This window comes from Pseudomonas sp. MT92 (genome assembly GCF_058792515.1).
Genome location: NZ_JBXAFA010000003.1, coordinates 1 through 26,015 on the forward strand (window position 1 = coordinate 1; position 26,015 = coordinate 26,015).

Consider the following 26,015-nt stretch of genomic DNA (forward strand, 5'->3'; position numbering starts at 1 on the left):
ATTTTTGCATCCAGCCTGCAGGTCGTCCCATAAACACCTCGATCAGAGGTGTTGCGACGACCGGTTGAATCCGCCCAGTACACCAGCCATAAATTCAGAAATGAACTGCTGGAACATGGACTCCGGCAGAGCATGAACCGTAAAGGCGAATGCTGGGACAACGCTCCAATGGAGCGTTTCTTTGGAAGTTTGAAATCAGAGTGGGTGCCAGAAGCAGGCTACGGATCGGAACATGAGGCCCGAGCGGATGTGCAGCGCTATGTATCGCGCTACAACATCACCAGGCCGCATAGCTACAACGACTATCGGTCACCAGTCTCCAGGGAGAAGTTGGCGGCGTGAAACCTTAATCGGTGTCCAGGATTACTTGACCAGTTCAGCCTGCTGGCGATGAAGCTGATGCGGTGTAGCTGATGGGCTACCAAGGTTCAACCTGGTGGTGTCACGCGACCCGACTGAGCCCGCTCAATGGGGATTATTATCGACAGTACTTTTTCCTATGAACAGAAGACATTTATAAGTTCAATTTTGAATGTATACGAACAGCCTGTCGAGTTTACGCCCTCTGAACAACTTCCACAGCTAACAGAACTGTTAGTGGTCCACCCCCCGCAACTGCTCTAATGTCACACCTGCACTAACCACATACAAACCAGGCAGGTTAAGACAATGGATAAGAATTTCATCAAGCTCGCCTCTGAATTCAACGATAAATTCAGAGAACTCCCTGAAGACAAAGCAGCAAAAGGATCGATGACTGTCACTGTCAAAAGGGAGCACAACGTTATAAAGCAAGAAGCCAAAAGCTTCTACTTTGGTGCTACTGACTCTGCGTTTTTTCTTTACGCCTACCTCGGAGATACATCGAAGAATCATCAATACATTCAAATTCTAGGAGATGAACAGCTAAGGGAAAAAACCTATGAGCTTGCACCTGAAGGTACCAAGGGGGCGTACGCTTGGTACAACTTCGTCGATGGAGGTACCCACATGAAAATTGGCAGCGGGAAGTTGGTAATCTGGGAAGTTTCCATTGATCCAAACGACCCGTTTCGCGGTTTCGTGAAGGGCTCAATTGACTTCGAGTGCGAGGATAGACACCCGACAGATAGCAAGCTTAAAGTTGTGAGCAAGGACTTTTGGATTGAGGGTAAGGGCTCCCAATAAGCAGGCTAATCCAAGCCAACTTTGGATCTTTTGAATGGAGGGCTTTGGCGGGTGCACAGATCGCTGTAGGAGCCTGCTGGCGATGAAGTTGATGCGGTGTCGCTGATGGCCCCATCGCGAGCAGGCTCGCTCCTACAGTGGGTTTGAGTGGGTCACACATGCTGTAGAGCATGTAAAACCTGTAGATACTCTGTTCCCGGTCAAGCTTTCAGCAGGTGCTTATCGCTGAAAAGCTTGGCCGTGTCGAAATCCTCTCCCGAGCGCATGCACGCCCACAAACTTGCTCAGGCGACCGGGTTTGTCGATGCTCGTTCCAGCGTGATCAACATCCTGACCATGGATCACGCCATCGCCGCCGCTGTTTGCACCCATAAGGCCGTGGGGCTGATCCCCCTGACCGGTAGCGTCAACGCCGGTCGCATCGTGCTCGACTACTGCAAGGCCAACATCGCCAAACCTTCCCGGGAACTGGGCGGTAAGACCCCGGCCATCATCGAAGTCGACGCCGACCTTGAAACGGCTGCCACCGCCATCGTCGCCTCCAAGACCACCTACTGCGGCCAGTTGTGCACGGCGGTAGAGCGGGTCTACGTGCAGGAAAGCGTCCACGACCAATTCCTCGCGTTGCTCAAGGCGAAAATCAGCGCCGTGGCATTCGGCGACCGCGCCAGGGAGCCAGGCTTTATGGGGCCACTGGTCAACGCCAGTTCGCAGCAGAACATTCATGCCATGGTCCAGCGCGCCGTCGCTGACGGTGCCGTGCTGGAAACCGGCGGTGTGCTGCCTGAAGGCAAGGGGAATTTCTACCCGCCGACCCTGCTCAGCCACTGCCGCCAGGACATGGAAATCATCCAGGAAGAAATCTTCGGTCCAGTGCCGCCGGTGCTCAAGTACCGCGACATCGACGAAGCCCTGGCCATGGCCAACGACCATCAGTTCGGCCTGGCCTCGGTGCTCTATACCGAGAACTACCGCACCACCATGAAAGTTGCCAACGCCATCGAGGCGGGCGAGCTGTACGTCAATCGCACCCCGGCTGACCCTTGCCAGGGCTTCCACGCCGGCTGGAAACGTTCCGGCCTGGGCGGTGATGACGGCAAGCACGGCATGCTCGAATTCACCCAGACCCGTCTTGTGGTCATGAATACTGATTCACCGGTAACACGCCTCACGCTGCATCTATAAAAGCAATTAACTGGGACGCCCGGACCAACCGGGCGCCCGAGGTCTACTCGATGTCCAAGCATGCATCCACTGCTGCCGCTATTCAGTGTTCGAGCGCGAGTTCAAAAAGCCACAGTGACAAGGAAAGTCGCTATTTCCAACTGATGCTGCTGGTACTGGCCGCCGGTGCGATCTACCCGATCCTGTACCTGCGTCAGGTTTACCAGACCACCATGCTCGAAGTGTTCCATATCAATCACAGCGAGCTGGGTTACCTGTACTCGATGCTCGGCACGATCTTCCTGCTCAGCTATTTGCCCAGTGGCTGGCTGGCCGACCGTATCGCACCGCGCTTTCTGATTTTCTTCTCGCTGGTCGCCACCGACGCCCTGGGCCTGTGGTACTCCACCGCGCCGTCGATGACCGGTCTGATGATCATCTTCGGTTGCTGGGGCCTGACCACCGGCCTGACCTTCTGGGCCTCGGTGCTCAGCGAGTGAAGATGATTGCCCATCACTCCGAGCAGGGCCGTTTCTTCGGCATCCTCGATGGTGGTCGCGGCCTGGTGGAAGCCTTGCTGGCAACCGTAGCCCCGGGACTGTTCGCCTTTGCCACCGAAACCCGTGGCGAGTCGGCAGCCGAAGGCTTCAATCCACTGTCGTACCAGATCCCGAAAAACAACAAGGCGAGCCTCAAGCCGAGCCGTATTCCGGCTTCCTGTTGTGCTTCAACCCCTGCCGGCCGACCAGCCGCGGGCACATCGAGATCGCCTCGAAAAAACCCGAGGATGCGGCGTTAATCGACCCTAACTACCTGAGCACGCAAAAGGACATCGACGAGGTGATCCAGGGCAGTCGCCTGATGCGCAAGATCATGCAGGCACCGGCCCTCAGGGGCATCACGGTCGAGCAAATGTTGCAGTACTTCTGCGACAACAGCGGGTCGATTTATCACCTGTGTGGTTCCTGTGCCATGGGTGCTGACACTCAGAAGTCGGTGGTGGACAAGCGTCTGAAAGTGCATGGCCTGGAGGGGTTGCGGGTCGTCGATGCGTCGATTTTCCCCAACGTGACCTCCGGCAACACCCATGCCGCCGTGTTGATGGTGGCGGAGAAGGGCGCTGATCTCATCCTGCAGGACGCCCGACTTCACTATTCGCCTGTATCAAAAATGAATTTCCGCCCACTCCGCTGCTCCTACCTGTAGGCAGCGGCGTTGAGCCCGCGAATTCATTGAAGCAATCAGGGAGCGGCACGGTCATGAGTCGAGTACCGACAGCGGGCGAACACCTTCCTGGCGAGTTGATCCTGGTGGTTGAGGATGACCCGCTGATTCTGGAGTTTCTCTGTGAAATCCTGCAGGACGAAGGCTTTGTGGTGCAGCCGCAGATCAGTGCGGACGCTGCATCGCAGTATCTGGAGCAGCATGCGCAGGATGTGCGGATGTTGCTGACCGACATCACCATGCCGGGCAAGCTCAATGGCGCGGACCTGGCCAACCTGTTCGGTGATCGCTGGCCGGACAAGCCGATCATGATCATGTCCGGCTTTGAGACCCCCGAAAGCTCGGGCGTGCGGCATGCGGTTTCATTCATCAAGAAACCCTGGGCCCTCGGGCAGTTGCTCGACTGCGTACAAAACGCATTGCAGGCTAATCCGCCGCCGCATTGATCCTGTACATTGGCCATCACACCCGCCAGCTCCGTTAGACAGGAAGGTCCGCCTTGTCCGCTCAAACCTGCGTTTTCCATCACCCGTACCGTGCCTTTCTGTTTGATATGGACGGCACCGTACTGACGTCCATTGCCGCCGCCGAGCGCGTCTGGGCGACCTGGGCCAAGCGTCACGGCGTCGATGTCGAGACCTTCCTGCCGACCATCCACGGCGCCCGCGCCATCGACACGATCAGCCGCCTGGCGTTGCCCGGCGTCGATGCCGAAGCCGAAGCGGCATGGATCACCCAGGCGGAACTCGAGGATGTCGACGGGGTGGCAGAGGTGGTGGGTGCGGCGGGGTTCCTCAAGTCATTGCCGGCCCATCGATGGGCTATCGTCACCTCTGCTCCCAGAGCGTTGGCGTTGCGCCGCATGGCCGCCGCCGGGATTCCCGAGCCGCAGGTGATGGTCACGGCCGAAGACGTCAGCGCCGGCAAACCTGATCCGGCCGGTTATCGATTGGCGGCCCGGCGACTGGGTGTCGAGATCACCGAGTGCCTGGTGTTCGAAGATGCCACCGTTGGCATTCTTGCGGCCGAAGCGGCGGGGGCGGATTTGCTGATCGTCACGGCCACCCATGATCAGCCGATTCAGACGGCGCACGCGACCCTGGCCGGTTATGACCGGATTGTGGCCAGACTGAACGGCGACCTGATCCAGCTGCAGCTTTTGTGAGTGATAGCGCCTTCCAATGAAGAAAGGCCCGCCAGCAGGTTCTGCTGAAGGGCCGTCAGGTGAGCGTTCGCGCCGCTGCCGGCGTCGCCTCGCCAGTCGGGTTGCGGGTGCTGGCCTTGAGCTACTTCTGCGCAACGCCTTGCTTGATGTCCCCACAGAAAATATCGACATTGCCGTCGGTCGCCGCAGTGCGCACGACGATGGAGTATTCACCGGCCAGCAGCACGGACAATTCGACGGGGGCGCTTCGGCTGAACGCCCAGCCGCGTACGGCCTGGCGTTCAGTGTTGACTTTGTCGTTCATGGCGTAGGCGACAGGCCCGGGTTTTGCGCAACTGCCCTTGTTGATGAACGAATAGAGGCGCAAGGGCAGCACCGCTCCGGTTGGCACACCACTGATGAAGAAGCTGAGGCCGGTTTGTTTGTCCCAGTCGGACAAGGCGACATTGCCGATCTGACCAGTGTTTTGCCGGGTGGCAACCAACGTAACAGACACGCTCTGGTTTGATGAAGTGGCGCAGCCGAACAGACTGGTCATGACCATGAGCGCGGTAAGTGAGTTTCTGAGTTTCATTGCCAACCTCCTGCATAGAAGAACCGCAATGGGTGATTAAGGGGTATAGCTCATTAATCGCTGCCCGGGGCTGCAATGCTGTCCACTCAAGGTCGAGCACTGACTTGTGGCGAGGGAGCAAGCTCCCTCGCCACAGATTAGTGATTACGACGCTTGCTTCAGCACCGGCGTGCGCTTGCCCAGTTTCATCAGCCAGAAGTAGCTCAAGGCCGGCACCAGCAACCCCACCAGCCAGGCCAGGTCGACGCCGTCGAGCGCCGTGGCCACTGGGCCGACGTAGAGCGTGGTGTTCATGAACGGAATCTCCAGCGCAATCGCCAGCACAAAACTGCCGCAGGCGATCCAGTTGACCCGGCCATAGATCCCGTTGACGTCAAAGATGTCATCGATCCGGTACTGACCTTTGCGCAGGCAGTAGTAATCCACCAGATTGATCGCCGTCCACGGGATCAGGAAGTAGCTCATGAAGAAAATGAAGTTGAGGAAGAAGGTGATGAAGTCGTCCTGACTGATGGTGCACAAGGCTGTGGCCACCAGGCTGATCACCAGCATGAACAGGCCGCGCACCCGGGGCGTCACTTTCAGGCGGGCGAAGGGTTCAATCACGGTGATGGTCGACATGAAGGCGCCATACAGGTTGAAGACGTTGATCGACACCTGGCCGTAGACGATGAAGGCGAACAGCAGCAGCGCGCCGCTGCCGAACAGCCCGGCGACATGGCCGCCGACGTTGCTGGAAAAGTCGCCGATGCCGACACTCAGGATCGCCCCGAGAATCATCATCCACGCACCGCCACTGACCGTCCCGGCGTAGCTGTACCAGAACACCTTGGCGGTCGGCGTTTGACTGGGCAGGTAGCGCGAATAGTCGGCGACATACGGCGCATACGACAGCTGCCAGGTGACGGCAATGCTCACGGCCACCAAAAATTTCGACAGCGAGAACCCGGTCGGCAGCCACTGCTCGGGCGGAATCGACAGTTGCAGGGCGAAGAGCGTGGCAGCGACGAACACCAGCAGCGAAAGGATCGACAACAGCTTTTGCAAGCGGTGAATCAAGCGGTAGCCGTAGAGCGCGACGACGAAGCACAAGGCGCCGATCAGGTAGATGTTGCCGTTGGCGGGCAACGGGCTCACCGACTCCAGCGCCTGGGCGGCGAGCAGGGTGTTGCTGACGAAGAATCCCAGGTAGATCAGCATCACGAACAACAGCGGCAACACCGCCCCGAGCACGCCGAACTGGGCCCGGCTCTGGATCATCTGCGGGATGCCCAGTTTCGGTCCCTGGGCAGAGTGGGAGGCCATGAATATCGCCCCGATCAGCGAGCCGATGATGATCGCCAGCGCGCTCCAGAACAGGTTGAGCCCCATCACCACCGGCAGCACACCCGAGGCGATGGTGGTGATGTTCATGTTGGCGCCGAACCAGATGAAAAACAGTGAACCCGGCTGGCCATGACGTTCGGCTTCGGGGATGAAATCGATGCTTCTTTTTTCAACTTGCATGGCTATCACTCCTGAGTCCGGACGAGGTGGGTGTGCAGGCGGGCGATGGTGCTTTGCAGTTCGTGGGGCTGGTGGGCGAACAGGTCCGGGTGCTCGGGACTCAGGCTCACGTAGTCACGGCTTTCCAGGGCGCGCCGGCATTCGCCGGTGGTGAGGATTTCCAGGGAGTAGACCCAGTTGGCCATGATCAACAGCGCCGAATAGTGCCCGGCCTGGGTGGTCGTGGTGCAGGCGTCGCTGACCAGGCGAATGTGATAGCCGAGGGCAAAGGCATCGAACACCGTGGTCAGCACGCAGACATCGGTCAGCACGCCGCCGATGATCAGCGTGTCGACGTCCAGTGCCTTGAGCCGGGCATCGAGGTCGGTACGGTGGAAAGCGCTGTAGCGGCCTTTATCGACGACGGCTTCATCGGGTCGCGGGGCGAGGCTTTGGATGATCTCCACTTGCCGCGTGCCGGCGCGATAGCCGCTCGGGCCGCCATCGGCCTCGCGGGGTTCGCCCGGTGGCAGATCACTGCCGTCGGCCTGGTTGATATGACGGGTATAGATCACGGGGACCCGCTGCTGGCGGGCGCTTTCGAGCAGTGTGGCGGTGTTGGCCAGCACCGAATCGAAGTGTTCGAGGACGAAACCGTCCTCCTGTTGCATGTCGATGATCAACAGTGCGTTTTTATTGTTCATAGAGCAAACCTGATCATGGGCCGGACACTGTTGCGTCCAGCCAGCCCGATAACCACCGGGCCGAAGCACAATGCACCGCAAACGCGAGGCTACCGCCTGACGCCGAGGTACGTGGATTCCTGTTGGGGAGTGCTCAGTGAACTATTTGCCAGAAGCCGTTCTGCTTGGCCGAAACACTGGCGCGCAGACGCTTGAAATGCAGGTGCGAAGCGGTCCATTCACCGCGCAGGTAAGCCCGCGCGGCGCCGGAGGGAAGGGCGAGTGACTGGAGACGACCATTGAACATGGAAATCGACCCTGTAGGAGCGAGCCCGCTCGCGATAAACCTGAGAACACTGCTGGGTGTCAGGCCCCCAGCGTTATCGTTGACGAACATCGCGAGCAAGCTCGCTCCTACACACAGCAACTCAGAGGACTCAGCGGAACGCCGGGACCACGTGCTTGATAAACAGCTCCAGGGATTTCTTCTTCTCGGCGTGCGGCAAGCTGTTGTCGCACCAGAAGCTGAACTCGTCGACGCCCAGTTCCTGATAGTACTTGATGCGTGGAATGATCTCTTGCGGGGTACCGATCATGGCGGTCTTGTGCAGGCTGTCCAGTTCAAACTCCGGACGACCGGCGAATTTCTCTTCCGGGCTTGGCGCCAGGAAGCCGTTGACCGGGGTTTCCTTGTTGCCGAACCAGGCATCGAAAGTGCGATAGAACCTGGCGATCGCCTTGGCCCCGACCTTCCAGCCTTCGGGATCATCGACGGCGTGAACATGGGTGTGACGCAGCACCATCAGTTGCGGGCGTGGCACGTCCGGGTTGTTGTCCAGCGCGGTCTGGAACTTGTTCTTCAGGTCCAGGACTTCTTCGTCGCCTTTCATCAACGGCGTCACCATGACGTTGCAGCCGTTGGCCACGGCGAAGTTGTGCGAGTCCGGGTCACGGGCGGCGATCCACATCGGCGGGTTCGGTTTCTGAACCGGCTTGGGCACGCTGGTGGAGGTCGGGAATTTCCAGATGTCGCCGTCATGGGCGTAGTCGCCTTGCCACAGGGCACGAACCACCGGAACCATTTCCCGTAGCGCCTGGCCGCCGCTTGAGGCGGGCATGCCACCGGCCATGCGGTCGAATTCAACCTGGTAAGCACCACGGGCCAGGCCCACTTCCATGCGCCCGTTGCTGATCACGTCCAGCAATGCGCATTCGCCGGCGACCCGGATCGGGTGCCAGAACGGCGCGATGATAGTGCCGGCGCCGAGGTGGATGGTGGTGGTCTTGGCCGCCAGGTAGGCCAGCAGCGGCATCGGGCTCGGCGAGATGGTGTATTCCATGGCGTGGTGTTCACCGATCCAGACGGTGCTGAAACCACCGGCCTCGGCCATCAGGGTCAGCTCGGTCAAATCTTCGAACAGCTGGCGATGGCTGATGCTTTCGTCCCAACGTTCCATGTGTACGAACAGGGAAAATTTCATGACGCTTACCTCGGATCTTTTGTTGTCGGCCTGTCGACTGCGGGCCTGTTGCCTGGAATGAGCGCAGGGCTCCCCGGTGTTCTCGCCAGTGTAAAGCGCGTTCCTGAGCACGGCTGTTCGGCTGATTGATTATTGGTATACCATAATACGGAATATCTGCAAAATATTTCTCTCAGACGGTCACATACCAAGAGTCATCCGGCTTATGCCTATCTGTCCCTGGGCACGCAGGAGGGCGGTTATGTGTTCCGGCGCGGACAACACGGGCATTCAGACGACCCGCGTTATCGTTGGCGTCCATCGCGAGCAGGCTCGCTCCTACAGGGATTTGCGTAGATCTGTAGGAGCGAGCCCGCTCGCGAAAAACGCGCGGACAACACGGGCATTCAGACGACCCGCGTTATCGTTGACGTCCATCGCGAGCAGGCTCGCTCCTACATGGATTGTGGAGTCAGGCGAGAACAGGCAGGGCGCCCATCTTGCCGTGGCAATACACCAGTGGTCCGGCGTTCTGCCGGGGCACGATCAGGTTCTTCACCGCGCCGACCATGATCGCGTGGTCGCCCCCTTCATATTCGCGCCACAGTTCGCATTCGATGACCGCCGTGGCGTTGGCCAGGATCGGATTGCCCAGCTCGCTCAATGTCCACTCGATGCCTTGTGCCTTGTCTTTGCCCTTGCGCGCGAAGGCATAGGCTTCGCTTTGCTGACCGCCGGAAAGCACATGAATGGCAAAGCGTTTGTTCTTGATCAGAACCGGGTAGGAGTCGGAACTGTAGTTGGGGCAGAACAGCACCAGGGCCGGGTCCATGGACAGTGAACTGAACGCACTGGCCGTCAGGCCGACGATGTGCCCGTCGTCATCGAGCGTGGTGATCACGGTTACGCCGGACGGGAACGAGCCCATGACTTGTTTGTAGATGGCGGCATCGATCATTGGACTGTCCTCGGGTGTGGTGCGTGGTTTTTATGAGTTTGTAGGTCTGATGGTATACCGTAATACAGCGTTTGCAAGGGCTTTTTCTACCGGCCGATAAACGTACACCTCCGGTCTTTAGGTCAATAAATACGGGGCTTTAAGCTAGGCGGAGAGTGGTTTTTTGCGGCAGGATTGCAGATCAGATGGGCTTGCAAAGACCGGATCAGTCTTGTGAAAAGCTTGGAATACCATAATATGGTGTTCATCTGAGGGGCGGCCAGAGAGTCCCCCCGGTTTGGCTTCATACAAAGATAAGAACAGACAAACTCGAGTTCATGCATATGTCCCAGATGTCCCGGCAAGACCCGTTGATCGAGAATCACACGGTCGATTACGTTCCACTCGCAGAGCGCCACGGGAAGGCCCGCGATCTGTTCACCCTATGGTTCAGCACCAACATTGCACCACTGCCTATCGTCACCGGTGCCATGGTGGTTCAAGTGTTCCATCTCAATGTGTACTGGGGGCTGTTGGCGATTGCCCTGGGGCACATGGTCGGCGGGCTGGTGATTGCCCTCGCGTCGGCCCAGGGCCCGCGCATGGGCATTCCGCAAATGGTGCAGAGCCGGGGTCAGTTCGGTCGCTATGGTGCGCTGCTGATCGTGTTCTTTGCCGCCCTGATTTACGTCGGTTTTTTCATTTCCAACATCGTGTTGGCCGGCAAATCGATCGTCGGCATCGTGCCTTCGGTCCCGGTGCCCGCCAGTATCCTGATCGGTGCCCTCAGCGCCACCGCCATCGGGGTGATCGGTTACCGCTTCATCCATACCCTCAATCGTATTGGTACCTGGGTGATGGGCAGCGCGCTGCTCGCCGGTTTCCTCTACATCTTCGCCCATGACTTGCCGGCGGACTTCTTCACCCGTGGCGGTTTCAACCTGTCCGGCTGGTTGGCCACGGTATCCCTGGGCATCATCTGGCAGATCAGCTTCTCGCCCTATGTATCGGACTACTCGCGCTACCTGCCGGCGGATATCGGCATCAAGCGTCCATTCTTCGCCACCTACCTGGGCGCGACCCTGGGCACGATCCTCTCGTTCACTTTCGGCGCGGTGGCGGTCCTGGCAACCCCTGAAGGCACTGAAGCGATGGCTGCGGTCAAGCAATCCACCGGTTGGCTGGGGCCGATTCTGATGGTGCTGTTCCTGCTCAACATCATCAGTCACAACGCCTTGAATCTGTACGGCGCGGTGCTGTCGATCATCACTTCGATCCAGACGTTCGCCAGTCAGTGGACGCCGAGCATCAAGGTGCGCGTGGTGTTGTCGAGCGTGGTGCTGGCAGGGTGCTGCGTGGTCGCGCTCGGCGCTTCGGCGGACTTCATCTCACAGTTCATCGGGCTGATCCTGGCGCTGCTGTTGGTACTGGTGCCGTGGGCCTCGATCAACCTGATCGATTTCTATGTGATCAAGCGTGGGTGCTACGACATTGCCTCGATTTTCCGTGCGGATGGCGGGGTCTATGGGCGGTTCAATCTGCATGCGATCGTGGCGTATTTCATCGGGATCATCGTGCAGTTGCCGTTCGCCAATACATCGCTGTATGTCGGGCCTTATGCCAATCTGGTTGAGGGCGCGGATCTGTCGTGGCTGGTGGGGTTGGTGGTGACGTGTCCGCTGTATTACTGCCTGGCGACCCGTGGGCAGGTTCGGCAGCGCGAGGTGGCGCGGTTTGGTTTTACTGACTGATTGTTGATTGGCGGTGTTTGTCTGGAATGCCCGGCTTTTGGCCGGGCATTTTTGTTCTGGTGATTCGTGAATACAGGCAGCCTGGTGCCGACCTGTTGTTTGTTTTCGGAGTACCTACCCATTCCTGCGGTAACGGCCACTAATGGTTTTGCCCTGATGGCGAGTCTCTTTTTCAAAAGCCAAAGCGAGGCGGCCTGACAGCCGATCTGATTTTCGCGGATACCGCCAATCCCCTGTGGGAGCCAGCCTGCTGGCGATGGACGTCAACGATAACGCGCCCTGTCTGAAGGATCGCGTTATCCGGGGGTTCATCGCCAGCAGGCTGGCTCCCACAAGGGGATCGCAGACAGACCTGTAATCAGGTCGGCTGTCAGGCCGCCTCGCGTTGCTCTGGCTATTGAGGATCTTGCCCCATCGCGGCGGGCCCACCGAACGCCAGGGTTTGATTACTTGGCCCCGGGTGGCATTGCGCTTTTCAAAGTGACCCGCTGTAAGAGCGGAACCCCAAGTGGCCGTTACCGAAGGAATGGACAGGTACACACACTGAAAAAAAAGGTCACCACAACCCGACGTTGTGGTGACCCGAGGGTGACAAATATCTAGCGCTCCACTGGCATGGAGCTCAAAACATCAATGCGCCCCAGCCGCCTTGTTCAGGTCGCTCTCAGCCCATTCGGTATAGACACAAGCATCCGCCGTCGCCCAGCGCACACGCACCGGATCGCCCGCCTTCATGGGCATTCCGGCCGCAGACAACGCCTTGACGGTCATCGAGGTGCCGCCCGAGGTCACTACGCTGCAGGTCTGGCTTTCGCCCAGGAACAACACTTCCACGACCTTGGCCGAGACTTCATTCCAGCCGGCGGCCAGTGGCTCCCGGGCTGCTTGCTCAACGCTCAAGGCCAATGCTTTTTCCGGACGCACCATCAGCAGCACATCCTGATGGGTTTGCAGCCCGGCGGTCAGGCGGATCGACAGCGACTGCCCTTCAAACGAAGCCGCCGCATTGCCCTGGGCCTTGAGCTTGAGGAAGTTCGAGTTGCCGAGGAACGAGGCGACGAAGGCATTCGGCGGGTTCTGGTACAGGTCATAGCCGCTGCCCAGGCCAACGATCTTGCCGTGGCTGAAGATCGCGATGCGCTGGGACAAACGCATGGCTTCTTCCTGGTCGTGGGTCACGTAGACGATGGTGATGCCCAGGCGTCGATGCAGCTGGCGCAGTTCATCCTGCAAATCTTCACGCAGTTTTTTGTCCAGTGCGCCGAGGGGTTCGTCCATCAGCAGGATGCGTGGCTCATAGACCAGTGCCCGTGCGATGGCGACCCGTTGCTGCTGGCCGCCGGACAATTGCGAAGGCCGGCGGTGGGCGAATTGCTCCAGCTGCACCAGCTTGAGCATGGCATCGACCCGGCGTTCGCGTTCGGCCGTGGCCAGTTTGCGAATCGTCAGCGGGAAGGCAATGTTGTCGCGCACCGACAGATGCGGGAACAGCGAGTAGCGCTGGAACACCATGCCGATGTCGCGCTTGTGCGGCGGTACATTGACCAGTGACTGGCCGTTGACCAGGATCTCGCCGCTGCTCGGCGTTTCGAAGCCGGCGAGCATCGACAGGGTGGTGCTTTTGCCGGAGCCGCTGGAGCCGAGGAAGGTCAGGAACTCACCGTCCTTGATGTCCAGCGAGATGTTGTCCACGGCGGCGAAGTCGCCGTAGTACTTGTTCAGGTTGCGCAGGCTGACCAGCGGCTGGTCGTTTTGCTGGGCGCTATCTTTGATCACTGCACTCATGTCGTTCTCCTGCGCGCTCAGGCGCTGATTTCGTTGCGCCGGCGCAGTGCGGCGGCGATCACCATGACCAATACCGAGAGGCCGATCAGCAGCGTCGAGGCGACGGCGATCACGGGCGTCAGGTCCTGGCGCAGGGTGGTCCACATTTTCACGGGGAGGGTTTGCAGGGTCGGGCTGGCCATCATCACGCTCAACACCACTTCATCCCACGAGACGAGGAAGGCGAAGAGGGCGCCGGCCACCATGCCGGGACGAATCGCCGGGAAGGTCACCTTGAACACCGCTTGCAGGCGCGAGGCACCGCAGATCACCGCGGCATCCTCGATCGACTGGTCGAACAGCTTCAGCGAGTTGATGATCGAGATGATGGTGAACGGCAACGCGACGATCACATGGCTGACCACGAACGCGAACATCGTGCCGGTGTAGCCCAGTTTCAGGAACAGCGCGTACACCGCCACGGCGATGATCACCAGCGGCACGATCATCGGCAGGGTGAACAGGCCGTAGAGCATTTCCCGGCCAGGGAAGCGGCCGCGCACCAGGGCGAACGCCGTCGGCAAACCCAGGGCCACGGCGAAGAACGTGGTCAGCACCGCGACCTTGAGGCTGGCCATGGCCGCGTTCATCCAGTCGGCGTTGGAGAAGAACTGGACGTACCATTTGAGCGTCCAGCCCGGTGGCGGGAACACCAGCCATTGCGACGATCCGAACGACAGCAGCACGATGAACACGATCGGCAGCAACAGGAACAGACCGATCAGCCCGGTGGTGGCGTACAGGCCGAAGCGCATCCGGCGGCTCATGGCATTGGGGGTCAGGAGCATGACGGCTTACCTCGCGTTACTGGCGCCAACCGGGGATTCCGGCTGAAGCTTCAGGTAGAAGTAGAACAGCACCAGCGTAATGACGATCAGCAACGCGGCGCCGGCGCTCGCCAGGCCCCAGTTGAGGAACGACTGCACCTGCTGAATGATGAACTCGGGCAGCATCATGTTCTGCGCACCGCCCAGCAGGGCCGGGGTGACGTAGTAACCGAGCGACATCACGAACACCATCAGGCCCCCGGAGAACAGGCCCGGCCGGCACAGCGGCAGGAACACCCGGAAGAAGTTGGTCCACGGACTGGCACCGCAGATCGAACCGGCCTGCAGAATCATCGGGTCGATGGCCTGCATGGTCGCCTGCAGCGGCAGCACGATGAACGGGATCATGATGTAGCTCATGCCGATCACCACGCCGGTCAGGTTGTGCACCATTTCCAGGGGCTGGTCGATGATGCCCATGGCCATCAGCGCCTTGTTGATCACCCCGGAGGCTTGCAGCAGCACCAGCCAGGAGTAGGTGCGGGCGAGGAGGCTGGTCCACATCGACAGCAGCACGATGTTGAGGATCCAGCGACCCCAGCCGCGCGGTACCAGGGTGATCGCCCAGGCCAGCGGGAAGCCCAGCAGCAGGCTGAACAGCGTGACCAGGCCGGCCACCGAGAAGGTGTTGAGCAACACCCGGGCGTACGCCGAGTTGGCGAACAACTGTTCGTAATTGCCCAGGCCCGGCACCGGTTCAAGCACGCCACGCAACAGCAGGCCAATCAACGGCGCGAGAAAGAACAGGCCCAGGAACAACAGCGCCGGGATCAGGTTGCTTGCACCACGCCAGCGCTGCGCCAGGGTCGGGGATTGCGTCATCGCAGCGGCCTTGCCGGCAGCGCCGGAGGCGCTCCCGACGGGCGTGGATGGACGGGACGCGGTTACCGTCATTTTCATTTGACCAGCCATTCGTTCCACCGTGTCGCGATGGCCGGACCGTTCTTGGCCCAGTACGCGAAATCAAGAGTGATCTGATCCTTAACGTAGGCCGTCGGCAGGTTAGGGGCGAGCACCGAATCCAGGCGCGCGACGCTGTCGACGTTGACCGGGGCGTAGGCGGTCAGGTTGGAGAAGTCGGCCTGGCCCTTGGCACTGCTGGCGTTGGCCAGGAACTTCATCGCCGCGTCCTTGTTTTTCGAACCTTTTGGGATGACCAGGATGTCGGCCATGACCAGGTTCTGCTTCCAGCTTACGCCCACCGGGGCGCCGTCTTCCTGCAGGGCGTGAATCCGGCCGTTCCAGAACTGACCCATGCTCGCTTCACCGGAGGCCAGCAACTGTTGCGACTGCGCGCCACCGCCCCACCAGACGATGTCTTTCTTGATGGTGTCGAGTTTCTTGAAGGCGCGATCCAGGTCCAGCGGGTAGAGCTTGTCGGCCGGCACGCCGTCGGCCAGCAGTGCCAGTTCGAGGACGCCTGGGCTTGGCCATTTGTAGAGGGCGCGTTTGCCGGGGTAGGTCTTGGTGTCGAACAGTGCGGACCAGTCCTGGGGTTTGGCGGCGCCGAGCTTGCCTTCGTTGTAGCCGAGGACGAAGGAGAAGAAGAACGAGCCGACACCATGATCGGAGACGAAACGCGGGTCGATCTTGGTGCGATCGATGACTTTGAAATCGAGGGGTTCGAGCAAGCCTTCAGAGGCGGCGCGCAAGGCGAAGTCAGCTTCGACATCGACCACGTCCCATTGCACGTTGCCGCTTTCGACCATGGCTTTGAGCTTGCCGTAGTCGGTCGGGCCATCCTGGACCACGGTGATGCCGCTGGCCTTGCTGAACGGATCGGCCCAGGCCTGCTTCTGCGCATCCTGGGTGCTGCCGCCCCAGCTGACGAAGTTGACGCTTTCAGCCGCCATTGCCACGTGACTGGCCGTGGCCAGCAAACCCGCGAACAGTACTGCGGTTGCACGTTTGTTCAACACCATTTTCACGCCCTCATTTGTTGTGTTTTTGAGCGGGCTTTGTATTGCCCGCCTATCGGGAGCAGTAGGTCCATCTGGCCTCTAAAGGCGACCGTGCCAAGGGCTGTTATTGGTGCTTTCCCTGGCGGGCGCACTTGGCCAAATCGTTCGGTCTATGGAATATCATATTATGGTATTCCAAACTTTGTGCAAGCATTTTGCCTTACCGGCTATCTGCCGAAGCGGTTTTTTTTAGAAAACTTCGGTGCCTCTGATCGGCACAATCCCATGGGGGAGCGAGCTTGCTCGCGATGAGGGCAGGGCAGTCGATTTCAATATCGATTGGCCTACCGCTATCGCGAGCAAGCTGCTCCCACCGGGGCAAATTCCGCTCGGGTCACTGGGTAAACGCAATACTCTCCACCACCTCCAGGTCGTACCCGGTCAAACCGGCGTATTTCAACGGCGGCCCCAGATGCCGCAGCTTGCCCACGCCAAGGTTCTGCAAGATCTGCGCCCCGGTGCCGACTTCCGAATAGATCCGTGACTGCGAACGGCTGAACTGCCGTGGCGGTTGGGTCAATTGTGGTACGCGCTCGAGCAACGCTTGCGAGGATTCGTGATTGGCCAACACCACGACCACGCCACATCCTTCTTCAGCCACTCGCTGTAACGCCGCCCACAACGTCCAGTTGGACGGCCCGCTGTACTCGGCGCCGACCAGGTCGCGCAACGGGTCGATCACATGCACGCGCACCAGCGTCGGTTGTTCGCGACGCACGTCACCCATGACCATTGCCATGTGCACACCGCCTTCGATGCGATCCTCAAAGGTGATCAGACGGAAGGTGCCATGCACCGTTGGCAGTTCGCGCTCGCCGATGCGTACGACCGTGTGCTCGGTACTTAAACGATAGTGGATCAAATCGGCGATGGTGCCGATCTTGATCCCGTGTTTGCGCGCGAACACTTCCAGATCCGGGCGACGGGCCATGGTGCCATCGTCGTTCATGACTTCAACGATCACCGAGGCCGGTGTGAAACCTGCCAGGCGTGCCAGGTCGCAACCGGCCTCGGTATGCCCGGCGCGGGTCAGGACGCCGCCTTCCCGGGCGCGCAACGGGAAGATGTGACCCGGCTGCACGATATCGGCGGCACTCGCACCCTGGGCGACGGCGGCGGCGACGGTACGCGCCCGATCAGCGGCGGAGATGCCGGTGGTCACGCCGACGGCGGCTTCAATCGACACGGTGAACGCGGTGCTGAACACGCTGCCATTGCTCGGCACCATCTGTTCCAGGCCAAGGCGCTGGCAGTGCTCGTCGGTCAAGGTCAGGCAGATCAGCCCGCGTGCTTCCCGGGCCATGAAGCTGATGGCTTCGGCGCTGCAACGGTCGGCGGCGAGCAACAGGTCGCCTTCGTTTTCCCGGTCTTCGTCGTCAACCAGGAGCACCATCTTGCCTTGGCGGTAGTCTTCGATGATTTCTTCGATGCTGTTGAAGGCCATGTGAGGATTCTCGGTGTTTGTTGGAAATATATTGTGGTATACCATAATACAAAACAACCGGAGAGGTCACTATGAAGGCGTACTGGATTGCTCACGTGGATATCACCGATCCCGTTCAATACAGCCAATACACCCAGCGGGCGCCGAAGGCGTTTGCCGAATACGGCGGACGGATATTGGCGCGTGGTGGGCGCAGCGAGGCGATGGAAGGGCGGCCGACGCCGCAACGCAGCGTGGTGATCGAGTTCGATTCCTATGACCAGGCCGTGGCCTGTTATCGGTCGGATCTTTATCAGGAGGCCAGGGGGCACCGCGAGGGTGTGGCTCTGGCCGAGGTGATTATTGTCGAGGGGGTGGTGCCGGTTTGATGGGTGGACACCCTTCAGCTGTCCCCCGGATCGACTGTAGGAGCGAGCTTGCTCCTACAAGGGCGCTAGCGAATGAAGTGAATCTTGCCGGTATCGTCGTTGCCGATGTAGATGCCGTAGACCCCGGCCTGCCGCTCTTCGATATAGCGCTCGAGAATCTGCCGGATCGCCGGGTAATAGATGCTGTCCCAGGGAATGTCCTCGGGCGCGAAGAATTTATAGTCGAGGGTTTCCGGCCCGTACTGGCCGGTGATTTCCAGGGCGATGGCGCGGAAGATGATGTACACCTCGCTGATCTTCGGCACGCTGAAGATCGAGTACGGCGAAAGGATTTCCGCGCGTACGCCGCTTTCCTCCCAGACCTCGCGCAACGCCGCCTGCTCGGTGGTTTCGCCGGCTTCCATGAAGCCCGCCGGTAGCGTCCAGGTGCCCGGACGCGGCGGGATTGCGCGTTGGCACAGCAAATACTTGCCGTCCTGCTCGATGATGCAGCCGGCGATGATTTTCGGATTGACGTAGTGGATGTAGCCGCAGCCGCGGCACATCAGGCGCTCGTGCGTATCGCCCGGCGGCAGCTGTTGACCCAGGTCAGGGCTGCCACACTTCGGACAAAAGCTCGGGCTGAACATGATCAACGACCTATGCGGGGTTCTTTGAGGGCGATGGGCTGGGTGATCTCGGGGATCGCCCCGGTCTCTTCCTGCTTGCGCTTGAGGTAGTCGAGGGCCACGGTGGCGGCGGCGCGGACGTGGTCGACGCAGGCCTGGTGAGCGGCCAGCGGATCGCCGCTCTTGATCGCCTCGACCATGCGTTCCATTTCCTGGTTACTGGCGCCACGACGGTTTTCCTGAGACACCGAGGTCGCGCGCAAGTAGCTGATGCGCGCCTGCAACTGGCGCAACTGGGTGGCCGCGACGTGGTTGCCAGAGCCTTCGAGCAACACGTCGTAGAAGCCTTGCACGGAGTCGATGACCTGTTGCAGTTCACCTTCCTTCAGGGCTTGGCGGTTTTCTTCCAGGGCTTTTTCCAGGGCCTTGATGTCCTTGGCCTTGGCACGCAGGGTGAACAGCTGGACGATCAGGCCTTCGAGCACGCAACGCAGCTCGTAGATATCGACCGCGTCGGCCAGGGTGATGATCGCCACGCGTGGGCCCTTGGCGTCGGCGAATTCCACCAGGCCTTCGGATTCCAGGTGACGCAAGGCTTCGCGCACGGAGGTACGGCTGACGCCCAGGCGATCGCACAGATCGCGTTCGACCAGACGGTCTCCCGGCAGAAGCTGGAAGTTCATGATGGCGCTTCGCAATTTATCCAGCACGATTTCGCGCAGGGTAACGGGGTTGCGATTGACCTTGAAGCTGTCGTCGAGTGGCAGGCGTTTCATGGGGTCCGCTCTGATTGTGGCTGTCCATGCAAAAAAAGCACTTCGATTGCAGCAATCTCCGTGCTCGTCAGATCAAACAGCCAAGGGGTTAACTGGAGGCCTCGGCATCGGCTTCGGCGAAGGCTTCTCGGGCGAGCCGGAAACTGTCGACGGCGGCGGGAACACCACAATATATGCCGACCTGAAGCAGAATTTCGCGTATTTGCTCACGACTCAAGCCGTTACGCAAGGCGCCGCGCACATGCAGCTTGAGTTCGTGAGGCCGGTTGAGCGCCGAGATCATCGCCAGGTTGATCATGCTGCGCTCCTTGAGGGACAGACCCTCGCGACCCCAGACATGACCCCAGCAGTATTCGGTGACCATTTCCTGCAGGGGGCGGGTGAAGTCGTCGGCGTTCTCGATGGAGCGATTGACATAGGCTTCGCCCAGCACCTGGGTACGGATCTGCAAGCCTTTCTCGTACTTCTCGTTGCTCATTGCATGTGTCTCCTGTGGGGCTCAGATCTCGAGGCTGTGCTGTTGGCCGCAGCGCGGCTCCTGCCGTTTGGCCAACATGACTTAGAGCCCACCCATCAGGGTGTATTTAAGTTCAAGGTAGTCCTCGATGCCGTACCTGGAGCCTTCACGGCCCAGGCCTGAGGACTTGATTCCGCCAAACGGCGCGACTTCGGTGGAGATCAGCCCTTCGTTGATCCCGACCATGCCGTACTCCAGCGCTTCGCTCATGCGCCAGGCACGACCCAGATCGCGGGTGTAGCAGTAGGCGGCCAGGCCGAATTCGGTGTCGTTGGCCATGTGCACGGCCTCGGCTTCGCTGTCGAAGCGGAACACCGCCGCCAGCGGGCCGAAGATTTCTTCCCGGGCGACTTTCATCTGCGTGGTGACGCCGGCCAGCACGGTCGGCTGGAAGAAGCCGTTGCCCAGCGCATGGCGTTCGCCGCCGCACAGCAGGCGGGCGCCTTGGGCCAGTGCGTCCTGCACGTGGTCCTCGACCTTGGCCACGGCGCGTTCGTTGATCAACGGACCTTGAGTGATGCCCGCCTCGAAACCGCTGCCGACCTTGAGCTGCGATACGCGCTCGGCCAGCCGCGCGACAAAGGCGTCATGAACGCCGTCCTGCACCAGGAAGCGGTTGACGCAGACGCAGGTCTGCCCGGCATTGCGGAACTTGGCAATCAGCGCGCCTTCCACGGCACGTTCCAGGTCGGCATCGTCGAAGACGATGAACGGCGCGTTCCCGCCCAGTTCCAGCGAGACCTTTTTCAGCGTCGGCGCGCACTGCGCCATGAGCAATTTGCCAATCGCCGTGGAGCCGGTGAACGACAGTTTGCGCACCAGGGGGCTGGCGGTCAGTTCGCCACCGATGGCAATGGCGTCGCCGGTGATTACGTTGAAGATGCCCGCAGGAATACCAGCCTGTTCGGCCAGCGCGGCCATGGCCAGGGCCGAGAACGGCGTTTCCGGCGCTGGCTTGACGATGCACGGGCAGCCAGCGGCCAGTGCCGGGCCGGCCTTGCGGGTGATCATCGCCGCCGGGAAGTTCCACGGTGTAATGGCCGCGACCACGCCAATCGGTTCTTTGCTGACGACAATGCGCGCGTCGCCCTTGTGGCTGGGAATGGTGTCGCCGTAGATGCGTTTGGCTTCTTCAGCGAACCACTCGATAAAGCTGGCGGCGTAGAGGATTTCGCCCTTGGCTTCGGCCAATGGCTTGCCCTGTTCGAGGGTGAGGATTTCGGACAGGGCGTCGGCGTTTTCCAGCATCAGGGCGTGCCAGCGCTTGAGTGTGTTGCTGCGTTCCTTGGCGGTCAGTGCACGCCAGGCCGGCCAGGCATTATTGGCAGCGTCGATGGCCTGGCGTGCATGTTCGGCGCCGAGGTTCGGCACGCGGCCGATGAGTTCACCGGTGGCCGGGTTGAAGATGTCCTGTTGCGCGCCGTCGGGTGCATCCAGCCATTGGCCGTTGATGTACGCCTGCTGGCGGAACAGTGATGAGGCTGCTGGGCTCATGCCGGCTCCTGACAAAATTAAAAGATCTGCGCGGCCCCTTGTAGGAGCGAGCCTGCTCGCGAAAAACCCGAGAACGCCAAGGGCTGTCAGGCAGCACGCGTTATCGTTCTCGACCATCGTCGGAGCGCCGCCCGGAGAAGGCTCGCTCCTACAGGGGGGGGTGTGAAGCATCAGCCCAGCGCGGGCAGCGGCCCCAGCTTGCCTTTGTGGTAGACCATCGGCGTCACCGGTTGCGCGGGCAAAATCAGGTTCTTCACCGCGCCGACGATGATGGCGTGATCGCCGCCGTCGTATTCGCGCCACAGTTCGCACTCGATGATTGCCGTGGCCTTGGCCAGTAGCGGGTTGCCAAGTTCGCTCAGGTGCCAGTCGATGCCTTTGGCCTTGTCCTTGCCTTTGCCGGCAAAGGCATAGGCTTCGGCGGTCTGGTCGGCGGACAGCAAGTGAATCGCGAATTGCTTGCTGTCGCGCAGCACCGGGTAGGTGTCCGAGGCATAGTTGGGGCAGAACAGCACCAGCGCCGGATCGATCGACAGCGCACTGAACGCGCTGGCGGTGATGCCGACGATGCCACCGTCGGGGTCCAGGGTGGTGACCACCGTGACGCCGGACGGAAACGAACTCATCACGTCTTTGTAAATGCCGGGTTCGATCATTTCTCTGGACTCCTAGCGCATCACGAACGGGTCAGGCATTGGCGCCTGGGAAAGGTTGATCCACACCGTTTTCAGCTCGGTGTAGGCCAGCACCGAATCGATGCCGCTTTCGCGTCCATAGCCACTGTTCTTGAACCCGCCGATCGGCGCCATGGCCGAAACCGCGCGGTAGGTGTTGACCCAGATGATCCCCGAACGCACGTCACGGGCCAGGCGATGGGCACGGCCCAGGTCGCGGGTCCAGATGCCGGCGGCGAGGCCGAACTGCGAGTCGTTGGCGATCGCCAGGGCTTCGGCTTCGTCCTTGAAACGGATGACCGAAGCCACCGGGCCAAAGACTTCTTCCTGCATGATCTTCATCGAGTTGCGGTCGCATTCGAACAAGGTCGGCTCATAGAACCAGCCGTCTCCGAGATTCTGCGGACGCTTGCCGCCCAGGCGCAGCTTTGCACCTTCGGCAATGGCATCGGCGACCAGGCCTTCAACCACCGCCAGTTGCTGCGCCGTGGCCATCGGGCCCATTTCGCTGCTGTCTTCCTGCGGGTTGCCGATGCGGATGCGCTGGGCGCGCTCCACCAGGCGCCCGACGAATTCGTCGTAGATCTCGTCCTGCACCAACAGGCGCGAACCCGATACGCAGCTCTGTCCGGAGGCGGCGTAGATCCCGGCGATGGCACCGTTGATCGCGCTGTCGAGGTCGGCGTCGGCGAAAATGATGTTCGGGGATTTGCCGCCCAGTTCCAGGGACAGCTTGGCGAAGTTCTCCGCGCTGCTGCGCACCACATGCCGCGCCGTCGCCGCACCGCCGGTGAAGGCGATTTTACGGATCAGCGGATGGCGGGTGAGGGCGGCGCCGGTGCTTGGGCCATAACCGGTGACGACGTTGACCACGCCCGGCGGAATCCCGGCTTCGAGGGCCAGGCGCGCCAGCTCCAGAATGGTCGCCGAGGCATGTTCGGACGGCTTGATCACGATGGTGTTGCCCGCCGCCAGGGCCGGGGCGAGTTTGATCGCGGTCAGGTACAGCGGGCTGTTCCACGGAATGATCGCGGCGACCACGCCCATGGCTTCATGCACGGTGTAGGCAAACAGGTCCGGCTTGTCCAGCGGCAGGGTGCCGCCTTCGAGCTTGTCGGCCAGGCCTGCAGTGTAGTGGAAGAACTCCGGCAGATAGCCGACCTGACCGCGGGTTTCGCGGATCAGCTTGCCGTTGTCGCGGCTTTCCAGCTGCGCCAGTTGTTCCTTGTTTTCGGCGATCAAGTCGCCCAGGCGCCGCAGCAGTTTGCCGCGGGCGGTGGCGGTCAGGCCACGCCAGGCCGGGCTGTCGAAAGCACTCTGCGCGGCCTGCACGGCGCGCTCGACGTCGGCTTCGTCGGCATCGGGCAGTTCGGCCCAGGGTTCGGCCAGGGCCGGGTTCAGGCTTTCGAAGGTCTTGCCGGACAGGGCATCGACCCATTCACCGCCGATGCACATCTGGAAGCGTGCGAGTGTCATGCAACGATCCCCTTGATTTGGTTTGGTCGGGAGTGCGCTTTATCGAGAAACTCCAGCAACAGCTGGTTGACCAGGCGCGGCGATTCTACGGGCATCATATGCCGCTGCTCGGCGAGGACGGCAACTGCCGCGCCGGGAATGCGCTCGGCCAGTTGCCGGGCCATTTCCGGCGTCGAGCCAGGGTCCAGTTCTCCGGTGGCGATCAGGGTCGGCACCTGGATGCCGGGCAGGTCCTCGGCGCGGTACATGTCCTGGGTTGCAAACAGCTCATAGGTGGTCAGGTAGCCCTGGGGGTCATTGCCTGCCAGCGTCTGGCGAATCGCGGCGATCTGCGCCGGATTGGCCGCCTGGTATTCGCGGCTGAACCAGCGCGACAACGCCGCTTCGGCGTTGGCGTCCGGTCCATGCTCGGCGGCCTGGCTGGTGCGGGCGATCACCCCGGCGCGCTGTTCAGCGCTGCGGTTGAACACGCTGTTGAGCACCACCAGGCTTTGCAAGCGTTGCGGGTAATGCAGGGCAAAGGCCCGTGCCACCAGCCCGCCCATGGAAAAACCGATCACCGCCGCCTTGGGCAATTGCAGGTGATCGAGCAGCTCCAGCAACTGGTCGGCATAGCCGAGCAGGGGCGTGCCGCTTTCCGGGCGCGGGCTGGCGCCATGACCGAGCATGTCGTAGGCGATGACCCGGTACTGGGAGGCCAGGCCAACGATCTGGCCGCCCCACATTTCTTTATTCAGGCCCACGCCGTGGATCAAGACCACGGGCTGGCCTTGGCCGGTCGCCAGGTAACTGGTGCCAGCCGGGGTGAGTTCAGCGGTGAGCCGAATCATGGAGCGCTCCTGCAAACCTTCTTGTTGTAGTGACCGACCGTCTTACTGGGCTTTTTCGGCCGCCAGTTCTTCCAGGTCGATGTAACGGTTGCCGATGCGTGGGTGCAGGCGGCCGCCATCGGCGCAACCCAGGACGACGACTATTTCGTCGGCACGCGGCGCGTCTTCGATCTGCATTTCCAGGGTGATGTAGTGCGAACGCAGGCCTTCATCGTCCTTGTGCATCATCGGGATCTGGATCGAGGTGCCCGGGCCGCCGCGCTTGTTGGTGAAGCTCAGGTAGCTCTTGGCTTTCACGGCTTCGCGGTAATGGTTGCCAAAGCGCAGGGTGTGGATCACGGCCGAGGCGTGTTCGATTTCGCCGTCGGCGCCGACCACGGCAGCCTTGCCGTAGGCTTCGATCTTCTCGGCACCGCCGATCAGGCCCACCAGGCGTTCAACCATCATGGCGCCAAGGTCGGAGCAGTTGGCGCGAATTTGCGGTTTCAGGTCTTCGACAAAACCGTTGCCCACCCAAGGGTTTTTCATCACCACGGCCAGCCCGACCATGGTCACAGGCTTATCACTGGCCTTGCCGCCTTCGATAAAGGTTTCTTCGATGTAGCTGACGATCTTGCGGATTTCAAAACTCATGAGCGGCTCCATTTCAGAGTGAAAAGTGTCTGTGCGTCTGATGGTATACCATAATACCGTAAGCGCAAGACCCTGAATGGAGTTTCTGGTCGGAAGGTGCGCAAACCCGCCAGCCATTGATCGGATGCCGGTCTTGAACAGTTGAAAAAGGGGAGCAGCCATATCCTTGCCATGCCGATCGGTGGCAGGCGATTGCGGCGCTGCGTTGGGCAATGCGTTGAAGTTAACGGTGACGTTACGCGACGAAGCCTGAGCGCGGCGTCGAAGGGCCCGCGTCAGGCTTCAATGTATGGCCGGTCAGTGATCAGGCCGCCATGCCGTCGCCGAGCGACTTCTTATAAGAAGCCTTCATCGACTCCATTTGTGCCCCCAGTTCATCCAGTTGCGCTTTGCCCAAGAGTTTTTTGGCCTGAGGAAACATCTCCGTTTCTTCTTCTTCGATGTGATGCTCAAGCAACTCCTTGACCACCTTGGCGCGTCCGGAAAACTCCACGCTGGCCGGGTCTGTGGCCTTCAGGTCAGGCAGCACCAGGGAGTCGACCGTGCGGTGCTCTTCCTTCGCCTCGTAGTACATTTTTTCCTGTTCTTTACCGCCGGCTTTTTTGTAGGCCGGGTAGAGAATTTCTTCTTCAAGCTTGGTGTGGAGGGTGATCTCCATTTCCAGCTTGCCAATCAGCTCGGCGCGTTTTTTTACCGCGCGCTCGGTGGAGTCGTTCAGCTGGGTCAGGATGGCTTTTACTCGTTCATGGTCGGCTTTCAGAATGTCGATGGCGTTCATGGTTCAGCCTCTGCTGTCACGGGAAGTCAGGACCGGTCGTTGCCGGCAATCTCTGTGGTTGCCCCAGGACAGGAGCATGAGCTGTGCCAATCTGGTTGCGCGAAAAACGCCATTGAGATCAATGATTTGGCGCAGGAAGTGGCGAAAAGCCTCATGCAGCTTGCCCGAGCGCTGTCGTGCCGGCATTGCAAATCG

Annotated in this window: 27 protein-coding genes and 2 pseudogenes; 9 read left to right on the plus strand and 20 right to left on the minus strand. The window is 60.5% G+C overall.

From position 1 onward, the window contains the following. Positions 1 to 48: 48 nt before the first annotated feature. The 7 genes and pseudogenes from AC1Q6D_RS05845 to AC1Q6D_RS05875 all read left to right on the plus strand — a co-directional run bounded on the left by AC1Q6D_RS05845 (position 49) and on the right by AC1Q6D_RS05875 (position 4,720). Positions 49 to 342, plus strand: a complete 294-nt coding sequence (locus AC1Q6D_RS05845) for an integrase core domain-containing protein (protein WP_371919945.1) — start codon at positions 49 to 51, stop codon at positions 340 to 342. A gap of 327 nt (positions 343 to 669) precedes the next feature. After that, positions 670 to 1,167, plus strand: a complete 498-nt coding sequence (locus AC1Q6D_RS05850; RefSeq protein WP_103406860.1) for a hypothetical protein — start codon at positions 670 to 672, stop codon at positions 1,165 to 1,167. Between the two features lie 315 nt (positions 1,168 to 1,482). Beyond that, positions 1,483 to 2,352 (plus strand): annotated as a pseudogene (locus AC1Q6D_RS05855) (aldehyde dehydrogenase family protein); the annotation flags it as partial. A 50-nt stretch (positions 2,353 to 2,402) separates the two neighbouring features. Continuing rightward, a complete protein-coding gene (locus AC1Q6D_RS05860; protein WP_256590412.1) occupies positions 2,403 to 2,831 on the plus strand; it encodes an MFS transporter in 429 nt (142 codons plus the stop codon). Positions 2,832 to 2,974: 143 nt separating this feature from the next. Further along, positions 2,975 to 3,537 (plus strand): annotated as a pseudogene (locus tag AC1Q6D_RS05865) (GMC oxidoreductase); the annotation flags it as partial. Between the two features lie 53 nt (positions 3,538 to 3,590). Continuing rightward, positions 3,591 to 4,001 (plus strand): response regulator, encoded by a 411-nt coding sequence (locus AC1Q6D_RS05870; protein WP_103406861.1) that lies wholly within the window; start codon positions 3,591 to 3,593, stop codon positions 3,999 to 4,001. A 53-nt stretch (positions 4,002 to 4,054) separates the two neighbouring features. Next, complete coding sequence (locus AC1Q6D_RS05875; protein WP_103406862.1) at positions 4,055 to 4,720, plus strand: HAD-IA family hydrolase; 666 nt, start codon at positions 4,055 to 4,057, stop codon at positions 4,718 to 4,720. 121 nt (positions 4,721 to 4,841) lie between these two features. Here AC1Q6D_RS05875 and AC1Q6D_RS05880 read toward each other — a convergent pair whose 3' ends face one another. From AC1Q6D_RS05880 to AC1Q6D_RS05905, 6 genes are all read right to left on the minus strand, one after another. Beyond that, the gene (locus tag AC1Q6D_RS05880) at positions 4,842 to 5,294 is read right to left on the minus strand and encodes a hypothetical protein (protein WP_103406863.1); all 453 of its coding nucleotides are present in this window, start codon (positions 5,292 to 5,294) and stop codon (positions 4,842 to 4,844) included. Between the two features lie 144 nt (positions 5,295 to 5,438). After that, positions 5,439 to 6,800 (minus strand): purine-cytosine permease family protein, encoded by a 1,362-nt coding sequence (locus AC1Q6D_RS05885; RefSeq protein ID WP_103406864.1) that lies wholly within the window; start codon positions 6,798 to 6,800, stop codon positions 5,439 to 5,441. Positions 6,801 to 6,805: 5 nt separating this feature from the next. Next, entirely contained in the window at positions 6,806 to 7,483 is a 678-nt protein-coding gene (locus AC1Q6D_RS05890) for a cysteine hydrolase family protein (RefSeq protein WP_103406865.1), read from the minus strand. 133 nt (positions 7,484 to 7,616) lie between these two features. Next, complete coding sequence (locus tag AC1Q6D_RS05895) at positions 7,617 to 7,769, minus strand: hypothetical protein (protein WP_167361809.1); 153 nt, start codon at positions 7,767 to 7,769, stop codon at positions 7,617 to 7,619. Positions 7,770 to 7,899: 130 nt separating this feature from the next. Beyond that, entirely contained in the window at positions 7,900 to 8,943 is a 1,044-nt protein-coding gene (locus AC1Q6D_RS05900) for an LLM class flavin-dependent oxidoreductase (protein WP_103406867.1), read from the minus strand. Positions 8,944 to 9,394: 451 nt separating this feature from the next. Then, positions 9,395 to 9,880 carry a flavin reductase family protein gene (locus AC1Q6D_RS05905; protein WP_103404893.1) on the minus strand — a complete coding sequence of 162 codons (486 nt, stop codon included), beginning with the start codon at positions 9,878 to 9,880 and terminating at the stop codon, positions 9,395 to 9,397. Between the two features lie 323 nt (positions 9,881 to 10,203). Here AC1Q6D_RS05905 and AC1Q6D_RS05910 point away from each other — a divergent pair, with 323 nt between their 5' ends. After that, positions 10,204 to 11,610 carry a purine-cytosine permease family protein gene (locus AC1Q6D_RS05910; RefSeq protein WP_103404892.1) on the plus strand — a complete coding sequence of 469 codons (1,407 nt, stop codon included), beginning with the start codon at positions 10,204 to 10,206 and terminating at the stop codon, positions 11,608 to 11,610. 630 nt (positions 11,611 to 12,240) lie between these two features. On the opposite strand, the gene AC1Q6D_RS05915 is transcribed toward AC1Q6D_RS05910, so the two are convergent. From AC1Q6D_RS05915 to ribBA, 5 genes are all read right to left on the minus strand, one after another. Next, the gene (locus AC1Q6D_RS05915; RefSeq protein ID WP_047527862.1) at positions 12,241 to 13,395 is read right to left on the minus strand and encodes an ABC transporter ATP-binding protein; all 1,155 of its coding nucleotides are present in this window, start codon (positions 13,393 to 13,395) and stop codon (positions 12,241 to 12,243) included. 17 nt (positions 13,396 to 13,412) lie between these two features. After that, on the minus strand, positions 13,413 to 14,222 hold the full coding sequence (locus AC1Q6D_RS05920) for an ABC transporter permease (protein WP_047527863.1): 810 nt from the start codon (positions 14,220 to 14,222) through the stop codon (positions 13,413 to 13,415). Between the two features lie 6 nt (positions 14,223 to 14,228). Beyond that, positions 14,229 to 15,161 carry an ABC transporter permease gene (locus AC1Q6D_RS05925; RefSeq protein WP_047527865.1) on the minus strand — a complete coding sequence of 311 codons (933 nt, stop codon included), beginning with the start codon at positions 15,159 to 15,161 and terminating at the stop codon, positions 14,229 to 14,231. Beyond that, entirely contained in the window at positions 15,158 to 16,183 is a 1,026-nt protein-coding gene (locus tag AC1Q6D_RS05930) for an ABC transporter substrate-binding protein (RefSeq protein WP_103404891.1), read from the minus strand. Before AC1Q6D_RS05930 ends, AC1Q6D_RS05925 begins: the two co-directional genes overlap by 4 nt. Before the next feature lie 373 nt (positions 16,184 to 16,556). Further along, positions 16,557 to 17,666, minus strand: coding sequence for a bifunctional 3,4-dihydroxy-2-butanone-4-phosphate synthase/GTP cyclohydrolase II (gene ribBA / locus AC1Q6D_RS05935; protein WP_047527868.1), 1,110 nt, complete (start codon positions 17,664 to 17,666; stop codon positions 16,557 to 16,559). Positions 17,667 to 17,737: 71 nt separating this feature from the next. Between ribBA and AC1Q6D_RS05940 the strand changes: the two genes are divergently transcribed. Then, positions 17,738 to 18,034: a DUF1330 domain-containing protein gene (locus tag AC1Q6D_RS05940; RefSeq protein ID WP_103404890.1), complete on the plus strand. Its 297-nt coding sequence runs from the start codon at positions 17,738 to 17,740 to the stop codon at positions 18,032 to 18,034. 65 nt (positions 18,035 to 18,099) lie between these two features. Here AC1Q6D_RS05940 and AC1Q6D_RS05945 read toward each other — a convergent pair whose 3' ends face one another. From AC1Q6D_RS05945 to AC1Q6D_RS05985, 9 genes are all read right to left on the minus strand, one after another. Next, complete coding sequence (locus AC1Q6D_RS05945; RefSeq protein WP_090319567.1) at positions 18,100 to 18,663, minus strand: NUDIX hydrolase; 564 nt, start codon at positions 18,661 to 18,663, stop codon at positions 18,100 to 18,102. 2 nt (positions 18,664 to 18,665) lie between these two features. Beyond that, entirely contained in the window at positions 18,666 to 19,418 is a 753-nt protein-coding gene (locus AC1Q6D_RS05950) for a GntR family transcriptional regulator (protein WP_020800935.1), read from the minus strand. An 88-nt stretch (positions 19,419 to 19,506) separates the two neighbouring features. Next, on the minus strand, positions 19,507 to 19,896 hold the full coding sequence (locus AC1Q6D_RS05955; RefSeq protein ID WP_047527877.1) for a carboxymuconolactone decarboxylase family protein: 390 nt from the start codon (positions 19,894 to 19,896) through the stop codon (positions 19,507 to 19,509). A gap of 81 nt (positions 19,897 to 19,977) precedes the next feature. After that, complete coding sequence (locus AC1Q6D_RS05960) at positions 19,978 to 21,429, minus strand: NAD-dependent succinate-semialdehyde dehydrogenase (RefSeq protein WP_103404889.1); 1,452 nt, start codon at positions 21,427 to 21,429, stop codon at positions 19,978 to 19,980. A gap of 170 nt (positions 21,430 to 21,599) precedes the next feature. Beyond that, positions 21,600 to 22,085: a flavin reductase family protein gene (locus AC1Q6D_RS05965; RefSeq protein ID WP_047527880.1), complete on the minus strand. Its 486-nt coding sequence runs from the start codon at positions 22,083 to 22,085 to the stop codon at positions 21,600 to 21,602. Positions 22,086 to 22,097: 12 nt separating this feature from the next. Next, positions 22,098 to 23,579 carry an aldehyde dehydrogenase gene (locus tag AC1Q6D_RS05970; protein ID WP_103404888.1) on the minus strand — a complete coding sequence of 494 codons (1,482 nt, stop codon included), beginning with the start codon at positions 23,577 to 23,579 and terminating at the stop codon, positions 22,098 to 22,100. Then, positions 23,576 to 24,409, minus strand: coding sequence for an alpha/beta fold hydrolase (locus AC1Q6D_RS05975; protein WP_103404887.1), 834 nt, complete (start codon positions 24,407 to 24,409; stop codon positions 23,576 to 23,578). Before AC1Q6D_RS05975 ends, AC1Q6D_RS05970 begins: the two co-directional genes overlap by 4 nt. A 42-nt stretch (positions 24,410 to 24,451) precedes the next feature. Further along, on the minus strand, positions 24,452 to 25,042 hold the full coding sequence (locus AC1Q6D_RS05980; RefSeq protein WP_047527885.1) for an amino acid synthesis family protein: 591 nt from the start codon (positions 25,040 to 25,042) through the stop codon (positions 24,452 to 24,454). Positions 25,043 to 25,346: 304 nt separating this feature from the next. Continuing rightward, a complete protein-coding gene (locus AC1Q6D_RS05985; RefSeq protein WP_103404886.1) occupies positions 25,347 to 25,820 on the minus strand; it encodes a PA2171 family ribosome-binding persister protein in 474 nt (157 codons plus the stop codon). Positions 25,821 to 26,015: the final 195 nt, after the last annotated feature.